This is a genomic window from Lewinella sp. LCG006 (genome assembly GCF_040784935.1).
In the GTDB taxonomy this organism is placed as follows: Bacteria; Bacteroidota; Bacteroidia; order Chitinophagales; family Saprospiraceae; genus Lewinella.
The window spans coordinates 4,691,516-4,701,649 of sequence record NZ_CP160680.1; the positions used below are offsets into that span (position 1 = coordinate 4,691,516).

Annotated in this window: 3 protein-coding genes; all 3 read left to right on the forward strand. The window is 47.5% G+C overall.

Features of this window, described 5'->3' with window-relative positions:
* Positions 1 to 183: 183 nt before the first annotated feature.
* Positions 184 to 735 carry a hypothetical protein gene (locus AB0L18_RS16920; protein ID WP_367388489.1) on the forward strand — a complete coding sequence of 184 codons (552 nt, stop codon included), beginning with the start codon at positions 184 to 186 and terminating at the stop codon, positions 733 to 735.
* Positions 736 to 885: 150 nt separating this feature from the next.
* Positions 886 to 1,836, forward strand: coding sequence for an SPFH domain-containing protein (locus tag AB0L18_RS16925; protein WP_367388490.1), 951 nt, complete (start codon positions 886 to 888; stop codon positions 1,834 to 1,836).
* Between the two features lie 864 nt (positions 1,837 to 2,700).
* A complete protein-coding gene (locus AB0L18_RS16930) occupies positions 2,701 to 10,077 on the forward strand; it encodes a T9SS type A sorting domain-containing protein (protein ID WP_367388491.1) in 7,377 nt (2,458 codons plus the stop codon).
* Positions 10,078 to 10,134: the final 57 nt, after the last annotated feature.

Below are 10,134 nucleotides of genomic sequence, written 5' to 3' on the forward strand. Positions count from 1 at the left end.
CGACAAGAGGCCTTCATTGCGTTAAAACAAAAACAAAATCCGCTGATGATTAACTCACTGACCAAGTGAGAGGGTAGTTCCTTTGATGGGTAAGTTGTATTTTGGTCGTTAACTTACGTAGCAAATGTAGTGATATTTTTAAAAACAAACAAAAGAATTCAATAAAAATAATTCAAAACAATAATGGTACTTGATAGCGATTTTATCCAGCCAGCATTTCTTAGTGAGGAAGGGAAGAGCATTCATTTTCTCAAAGTCGACGAAAAGGAATGGAACCGGCAGCTCATACAGGCAGAACGCTGGGAAAATTTATTAGGCTGTGGAGGGTATATCTTTATGCTGTTTAGCGGCTTATTCCTAGGGATGCTATTAGATGGCTGGATTTTTGTTGTTGCCTTGGCCTTGAGCATCGTTTTTATTTTTTGGAAAACTCGTCAGATAAACAAGTACACGAGCTTAAAAGCGTACGCGGATATCACCTTTGTTATTTTTGCTGATCGGGTGGTGAGGTATACCCTGAGGAATTACCAGGTTTTTTACTTTTCTGAACTGCAGCATATTAGATTCACGCCTTACGGGATACATCTTTGGAAACCTGTTACATGGAAAGAATGGCTACGCCCCCAAGTCTATGATATCACGAGTCCCAAATTGTTGGTGTTGCCCAATGCTACGGAGAATTATCGAGATATTGAGCCTTATATCGAACGCCTGAAAAAAGTAGAAGTAGAATAGGCTTTTGATCGAATATTCCTGTCCATTCATCGCAAAATCACAGTAGTAAGCACAAATTGCCGTATATTGGTACAATAAGTAAAAGAGTGATACCGTGGCGTTTTTCTCTTATACTTGAGGTTTTAAACAGTCATCAAAATCAATATTATAATGCTTCCGATAGTACCTATTGTTGCCGTCATTTTATTAATGATCTTATTGTCCGGCATCTTCACCGTCAAGCAGCAATCGGCTGCGTTGATCGAGCGGTTTGGCCGCTTTATGAGTGTCAAAAGTTCCGGACTCCAATTTAAAATACCTTTTGTCGACCGCGTAGCAGGCCGGATCAGTCTGAAAATTCAGCAGTTGGACGTATTGGTGGAAACCAAGACCAAAGACAACGTTTTCGTAAAACTGAAGGTCAGTGTCCAATTTGTCGTTTCTGCCGATAAGGTATACGAAGCTTTCTATAAGTTGGAAAACCCTTACGAGCAGATCAACGCCTATGTATTTGACGTCGTTCGTGCCGAAGTGCCTAAGTTGAAATTGGATGATGTCTTTGAACGCAAAGACGATATTGCCAATGCGATCAAAGGCGAATTAGCAGAAGCTATGGAAGGGTATGGTTACGGAATCGTAAAAGCGCTGGTTACGGATATTGACCCTGACCATACCGTAAAAGATGCAATGAACCGCATTAATGCCGCTGAACGCGAAAAACTTGCCGCCGAGTATGAAGGTGAAGCAGAGCGTATCCGGATCGTCGCCAAAGCAAAGGCCGAAGCAGAAAGCAAGCGCCTGCAAGGACAGGGTATTGCCGATCAGCGTCGGGAAATAGCTCGTGGTTTGGAAGAAAGTGTTGAAGTGCTCAATAAAGTTGGCATCAACTCGCAAGAAGCATCGGCTTTGATCGTCGTCACCCAGCATTATGATACCCTGCAATCCATGGGGGAAAATGCCAATAGCAACCTGATTATGCTGCCCAATTCGCCAGCAGCAGGAAGCAACATGCTCGCGGAAATGACGGCCAGCTTTGTGGCCAGTCAGCAAATCGGTGAGTCGATGAAAGAAAGCAACGAGAAGCTGAAGCTGGAAAAACCCAAGCAGAAGCTACATCGCTAAGAATTGAGAGTAGTTTTGAGTAGTATACAGAGCGTTGTCCGTATGGGCAGCGCTTTTTTTTGAAGATAAAAATTATTGATGTGAAAAATCATTTGTCTATTTCATCCCCAATATTCAACTGGATATACCCATTAAGTTGCGGTTTAATGATTTGATATTGACTTTTTTTGATTTAATTAAATTTACATGTGTATAAAATTAATTAGATGTCTTGAAGTTTTGAAAAAAATAACATATCTTGCATCAACGTATCACGCTCTACCCTTTCATATAAACGTACACACACACATTAGTATTTAACCGCTAGTCCCCCTCGTAGCGGTGAGGTAGCTTTTTCCCCCCCCCTGAAGTGTTTAAATTAGTTTCTACTACAGTTTTGACTTGTCCTTACGGGTTGATTATTAGCCCTATAGGTCTGTTTTGCTGTGTTTTACACAGCTGACTTTGTAGTTGTATTGATTTTGAGAAAGAAGTTACTGACAACTGAGCCTCCTTAGTAAAGGAGTGGCATCGCTTGTGGCAAAACCATATCACAAATTTGATTTTTATTGGCTGGAAATTTCATTTTGTAAGAATGAGATGGTCTGCTGCTGTCTGTATGTGTAATTAAAATTACATGTTAAAGATAAGTAGCTATAGTGTCATGCTATAGCCTGGGGGAGTATTGCGTTAGATTTAATTTTCACTGCATAGTATAAAACGACATTTTTTCCTGTTGACAAACACAATTTAAACATTATGAACATTATTAACAAAAGGTCTACCAGATCCTGTCTCTGGTGGAATGGGGAGGAGTACGCGCTGTTTTTTGAAAATCTTTTTTTAGATATCAAACGAACCGTTTTCCCAATCTGGATTTTTTCGATGTTATCATGCCTATTGGCTTTTACGCCCAATGCGATGGGACAATGCGATGCAAGCTTGAATGTCCCTGAATATGCTATCAATCTCACTCCTGGAAACCCCATGGTTACAGGTGCTTATGCTTTGGGTGACGAATGTTGCACAAATCAGCAAGGCAATAATTCTTGTCTGATTTTTAACATTGATGTTACTGGTTTTGATGGGCTTGCATTCTGTTTTGATCCACCATGTTCTACCAAAGGCTATGTTTTACCTGCCAACACGAGCGCGTGTAGTGCCAGTAACCAGCTGAATGCGGGAACCGCCTTAGATCTTTGTAAAGAAGAAGTTTGTATACCAAACGGAGCAACAATGATTGAGCTTTTGGTGTGTAAACCAGGTGCGGCGAACAACCTTCTTGAGATTAGTATCTTGGGTATTCCTTCTCTTACACTAGAGGTAGAGGATATTGTAGAAGGTTGTAACGATGTATTTGCAGTCAATGGTACCCAGATACCTCAGTGTGGAAACGGTGCCAGTGATGTTAATTTCGCTACGCCTACTATTACTTGGTCTTCTATAGATGATCCCAATCTCGATTATCTTGATATCAGCGACCCTGAAAATGCTGTTTTTGATTATGATGGGCCCACCGTTACAGATTGTAATGGTATTAATTTCGATTACACGGTCACAACGGATGCGAGTTCATTATCAGACTGTATCACGCAAAATCCCTCCGTTACTAAAACTGCTACAGTGTTTCCGGCATTAAATGGTCAAATTGTTGCCAATTGTAACCTAGGTGCAGGTACCGTTGAACTTTGTTTTGAGTTTGATAGTGGCGTAATTTGCCCGCAAGTTACTTACTCGTGGATGCCTGGAGGAGCAACAAGCCGATGTATTACCGTCAATGCTGACGATACTCAATATACAGTTGATGTATCTAGAAATGACGTACCTCTTGCTCCGGGATGTATTCCTTTCATTGCATCAGCACCGGCTTCTTGTTGTACCCAGGATGCTGACTGTCTGACGGACCTGGACGTGATTAGGGAAGGATGCGCCAGTGATATTCCACCTGCGTTCATCAATCCTACCGATGTGTTTAGTGATATTGAAAGCTGTGGTGCCATTGTTACCATGGATTTTACAGTGCTCCCTGGAGGTGATACCGACTTCTGTACAGACGGAGATGGTGTTGATTTTACGCGTCGTTACACGATCTACTTCGATGGCGTAGCTTTTGCCATTTGCGACCAGACGATTTTTATTGAAGACACGACCGATCCTGATCTGACGGGTTGTACCAATCGTGATGCGACGGCAGAATGTGGTCAAGACGATATCGTAGCCTGGCATACAGCCAACTTAGCGGCCCTGGCCGCTTGCGCGACGGACGCCTGTGATGACGATCTGACGATCAGCAGCGATTTTGCCAACGCACCCTTTGTAGTGGATTGCGGCACGACGGGCACCACGACGGTTACCTATACCGTCACGGATGATTGCGATAACGCTACCGACTTTGTAGCCACTTACACGGTAGAAGACACGACTGATCCTGATCTGACCGGTTGTACCAACCGGGATGCGACGGCCGAATGTGGTCAAGACGATATCGTAGCCTGGCATACAGCCAACTTAGCGGCCCTGGCCACTTGCGCGACGGACGCCTGTGATGATGATCTGACGATCAGCAGCGATTTCGCCAACGCGCCTTTTGTAGTGGATTGCGGCACGACGGGCACCACGACTGTTACCTATACCGTCACGGATGATTGTGACAACGCTACCGACTTTGTAGCCACTTACACGGTAGAAGACACGACTGATCCTGATCTGACCGGTTGTACCAACCGGGATGCGACGGCCGAATGTGGTCAAGACGATATCGTAGCCTGGCATACAGCCAACTTAGCGGCCCTGGCCACTTGCGCGACGGACGCCTGTGATGATGATCTGACGATCAGCAGCGATTTCGCCAACGCGCCTTTTGTAGTGGATTGCGGCACGACGGGCACCACGACGGTTACCTATACCGTCACGGATGATTGCGACAACGCTACCGACTTTGTAGCTACCTACACGGTAGAAGACACGACTGATCCTGATCTGACCGGTTGTACCAACCGGGATGCGACGGCCGAATGTGGTCAAGACGATATTACAGCCTGGCACACAGCCAACTTAGCGGCCCTGGCCGCTTGCGCGACGGACGCCTGTGATGACGATCTGACGATCAGCAGCGATTTCGCCAACGCACCTTTTGTAGTGGATTGCGGCACGACGGGCACCACGACGGTTACCTATACCGTGACGGATGATTGCGATAACGCAACCGACTTTGTAGCTACCTACACGGTAGAAGACACGACCGATCCTGATCTGACCGGTTGTACCAATCGTGATGCGACGGCCGAATGTGGTCAAGACGATATCGTAGCCTGGCATACAGCCAACTTAGCGGCCCTGGCCGCTTGCGCGACAGACGCCTGTGATGACGATCTGACGATCAGCAGCGATTTTGCCAACGCACCTTTTGTAGTGGATTGCGGCACGACGGGCACCACGACGGTTACCTATACCGTGACGGATGATTGCGATAACGCTACCGACTTTGTAGCTACCTATACGGTAGAAGATACCACTGATCCTGATCTGACGGGTTGCACCAATCGTGATGCGACGGCAGAATGTGGTCAAGACGATATTACAGCCTGGCATACAGCCAACTTAGCGGCCCTGGCCGCTTGCGCGACGGACGCCTGTGATGACGATCTGACGATCAGCAGCGATTTCGCCAACGCGCCTTTTGTAGTGGATTGCGGCACAACGGGCACCACGACAGTTACCTATACCGTTACGGATGATTGTGATAACGCAACCGACTTTGTAGCCACCTACACGGTAGAAGACACGACCGATCCTGATCTGACGGGTTGCACCAACCGTGATGCGACGGCAGAATGTGGTCAAGACGATATCGTAGCCTGGCATACAGCCAACTTAGTAGCCCTGACCGCTTGCGCGACGGACGCTTGTGATGACGATCTGACGATCAGCAGCGATTTCGCCAACGCACCTTTTGTAGTGGATTGCGGCACGACGGGCACCACGACAGTTACCTATACCGTGACGGATGATTGTGACAACGCAACCGACTTTGTAGCCACCTACACGGTAGAAGATACCACCGATCCTGATCTCACGGGTTGCACCAATCGTGATGCGACGGCCGAATGTGGTCAAGACGATATCGCAGCCTGGCATACAGCCAACTTAGCCGCCCTGGCCGCTTGTGCCACGGACGCCTGTGATGACGATCTGACGATCAGCAGCGATTTTGCCAACGCACCTTTTGTAGTGGATTGCGGCACGACGGGCACCACGACGGTTACCTATACCGTCACGGATGATTGCGATAACGCAACCGACTTTGTAGCTACCTACTCGGTAGAAGACACGACCGATCCTGATCTGAACGGTTGTACCAATCGTGATGCGACGGCCGAATGTGGTCAAGACGATATTACAGCCTGGCATACAGCCAACTTAGCGGCCCTGGCCGCTTGCGCGACGGACGCCTGTGATGACGATCTGACGATCAGCAGCGATTTCGCCAACGCGCCTTTTGTAGTGGATTGCGGCACAACGGGCACCACGACAGTTACCTATACCGTTACGGATGATTGTGATAACGCAACCGACTTTGTAGCCACCTACACGGTAGAAGACACGACCGATCCTGATCTGACGGGTTGCACCAACCGTGATGCGACGGCCGAATGTGGTCAAGACGATATTGCAGCCTGGCATACAGCCAACTTAGCCGCCCTGGCCGCTTGTGCGACGGACGCCTGTGATGACGATCTGACGATCAGCAGCGATTTTGCCAACGCACCTTTTGTAGTGGATTGCGGCACGACGGGCACCACGACGGTTACCTATACCATAACGGATGATTGCGATAACGCTACCGACTTTGTAGCCACCTATACGGTAGAGGACACGACCGATCCTGATCTGACGGGTTGTACCAATCGTGATGCGACGGCCGAATGTGGTCAAGACGATATTACAGCCTGGCATACAGCCAACTTAGCGGCCCTAGCAGCTTGCGCGACAGACGCCTGTGATGATGATCTGACGATCAGCAGCGATTTCGCCAACGCACCTTTTGTAGTGGATTGCGGCACGACGGGCACCACGACTGTTACCTATACCGTGACGGATGATTGCGATAACGCTACCGACTTTGTAGCTACCTATACGGTAGAAGACACGACTGATCCAACTATCAGCTGCCCCGCAGAGGTGACGGTTGAATGTGGTATGCCTACAGATGTTAACTCCACGGGTAACGCCACCGGTTCTGACATTTGTGGGGGAGTTACAATTACTCATAGCGACAGCTTTGTCCCGGCCTGTGGTAATACGGGTACGATCACTCGCACCTTTACAGCGACCGATGACTGTAACAATACTTCTACTTGTACGCAGATCATTACTATCGTAGACACTACAGACCCAATTATAGCTGGCCCTATGCCCGATGGTGCTACAATGAACGTAGAATGTAATCTTCGTGACCCCAACTGGACACCCTTCCAAGTGACTACTGGCGATCTTACAATTACCGACAATTGCTCGGACAGGGAGAATATCACCATTACTTACGTAGATATTCTTGAAGAAGAGGGAGAATGTGGTGTCTCCGACTTTCTGAGTCTGTGGCGCTGTGTTTGGACTGCTACCGATGAGTGTGGTAATAGTTCGACTTACACCCTGTTTCTACGTATTGTTGATACACAAGGACCGATCTTTACTTCTTTCCCTGATGATATGAGCATCGAATGCAGTGACCCTCTTTTCGCATCGATGGCAACAGCTGTGGATAACTGTTCAGAAGTTGAAATCACTTTCGAAGATAGCCGTATTGATGGTGACTGTGATAACAGGTATACTATCCGCCGTCGTTTTACCGCGATAGATGGTTGTGGTAATCCGACTACGCAAGATCAGTTCATTATGGTAACCGATGACAGCGCTCCTGTTCTCTACTTTGAGGACGAATACGTAAATCAGTATACTGACGGGCAAGATGTCTTTACGGATTGTTCGGAGTTTGGTACCATCATCAATCTTTCTTATGCGGTTGGTGCACGCGATCTGTGTAGTGGTGTGAGTCAGGTAGATTTTGATTACGAAGACTTTGGATTGTTCGACTGTGCAGAATTCGGTTATTCTGGTTACGTACGTACGACCTGGTCATCGACGGATGACTGTGGCAACGCTTCGAGTATCAGCCTCAATTGGTACCTCGTAGACCAAACACCACCGATGCTACAAGGAGTACCTGAAGACGACTGTGTGACAGCCTTACCTGCCGTTCCCAATGTACAAGCGGTTGATGATTGTGAATTTGCAACCTTAGCATACACCCAATCTGATCCAGTCGATTGTGACGGAGGGCAGTATGTAGAACGTACCTGGACGGCTACAGATGTTTGTGGTAATACTACTAGTGCCACACAACGATTAACCATCACCAATGGTAGTGGGCTTGGTCCAGATGTGAATATAGACCTTCCCGGACTAAGCGGTCTTCCTTCAGGAAGTACAGCCCAGTTGGCGGCCGAATGTGACGAAGACGGAACCTGGATAATTCCTGATTTTGCTGCAGCTTTAGTAACGAGTACTGGTTGTGGAGGAATCGAAGTGCGCACGGATCTCCAACTGTTGAACAGTGGAAGTTGTAGCACTACGGGGTACCTTGCGCGTTACCAACTCACTGTTTCCGCAGCCGATTTGTGTAACAACACAACTGAATACGTCTTGTTTGTCGAACTGATTGACACGACTCCACCCGTTGTGGAAGGGCCTGCGGAACTGGTACTCTCTTGCGGGGAAGCAATTCCTGAAATTGCTGCTAGCGATGCATGCAACGCAATAGCCAGTATTAGCTTTATGGATATTCAGCCAATAATAGCGAGCTGTCCTGATAGTCCGCAAGCTTTTGAAAGGATTTGGTTGATAACTGACGCCTGTGACAATACGACGGTTTTTGCGCAAAGCATTACCATTATTGATGATGAAGGGCCTGTATTCAGTAATGTACCTGAAGATGCTTGTAACGATACAACGATCTCCGGACCAGTAACGGCGTTCGACGAATGTAGCGGGACAAACGTAAACGTTGTCTTCAACGAAGTAACCAGCAATGAACCAGGCTGTGGACAAGTACTCACCCGTACCTGGACAGCCATGGATGCTTGTGGAAACACGACTACCGCTACGCAGCAAGTCTTCTTTACCGATGACAGTGCTCCTGTGCTCGAATTTTCCCACCCGCTTTTGATTGGGCTTGAAGATGGGGGAGAACTGGTTTTACCAGTTGACTTTACTTATGGCAATCCACAGGAAATTTACGACTTTGGTGGAGACGCCATTGCAATAGAGGACAACTGTGCTTCTAACTTATTGGCCGTGCTTAGCGTGACCGATATTACGGAAGAAGGAGATTGTGAAAGCAATGGTTACCTCGCTCGCTTGCGCCTGACTTGGACTGTAACTGACCCCTGCGGTAACAGCTCAAAGATCAGTGTCATCTTGATTTATGTGGATACCTACGGACCGGAGATATTCTATGTCCCGGAAGATATCACACTGTTCTGTGAAGACGATTTACCACCAGTAGCGGTGGTGTACCTCAAGGACAACTATGATCAAGACATTGATCTTCTGTTCGAAGAAATTGAAGTCGTAACCGATTTTGGGCTGCGGATCATTCGCCGCTGGACGGCCAACGATGATTGCGGCAATGTGACGATAGAGGAGCAACTGATTGACATTGTAGGAAACACGTTGGTATGTGAGTTTGAGCTACCTGAAACGGTCTTATGCAACTCCAGCGGTAACCAGATTACCGTCATTGCCAGCGGAGGAACTCCTCCATATACTTACAGTTGGGAAATGACAGACTGTGATGGCTTCCTCACTTCTGCGCCTACCAATGCGACCGTCTTCTACACCGTTGGCTTTACGACCCAAAACTTCTCTGTTACCATTACTGATGCGAGGGGCTGCGAGCGTGTATGTACAACCAGCGTAGTTTGCGAAAAGGAGGAATCAGAAGGAGGTTTGCCTCAGTTGCAGGCGTTCCCTAACCCGGCAAACGGGATGCTGACAGTGAAAAACAATGACCTCGTTGAGCAAGTTGTCAGATTAAGCCTTTACAGTACTACGGGACAGGTGATTTTGCGCCAAATGATTGACTACTGGCCGCAAGAAGGCTACCGTATCAATACGGCGACTATCCCAAGTGGTATTTACATTATAAGACTCGATTCGGCAGGATACGATCCAATGCTGATCGAAGTGGTTATTCAACATTAATCTAACCCACGTTAACAGGTATTATGGGCGGCGTGCTTCCGGGGGGAGGTGCGCCGT

Bases quoted from the DNA above. Each gene is read 5' to 3' on its own strand.
- AB0L18_RS16920 (WP_367388489.1), top strand. From the start codon at position 184: ATGGTACTTGATAGCGATTTTATCCAGCCAGCATTTCTTAGTGAGGAA.
- AB0L18_RS16925 (WP_367388490.1), top strand. From the start codon at position 886: ATGCTTCCGATAGTACCTATTGTTGCCGTCATTTTATTAATGATCTTA.
- AB0L18_RS16930 (WP_367388491.1), top strand. From the start codon at position 2,701: ATGTTATCATGCCTATTGGCTTTTACGCCCAATGCGATGGGACAATGC.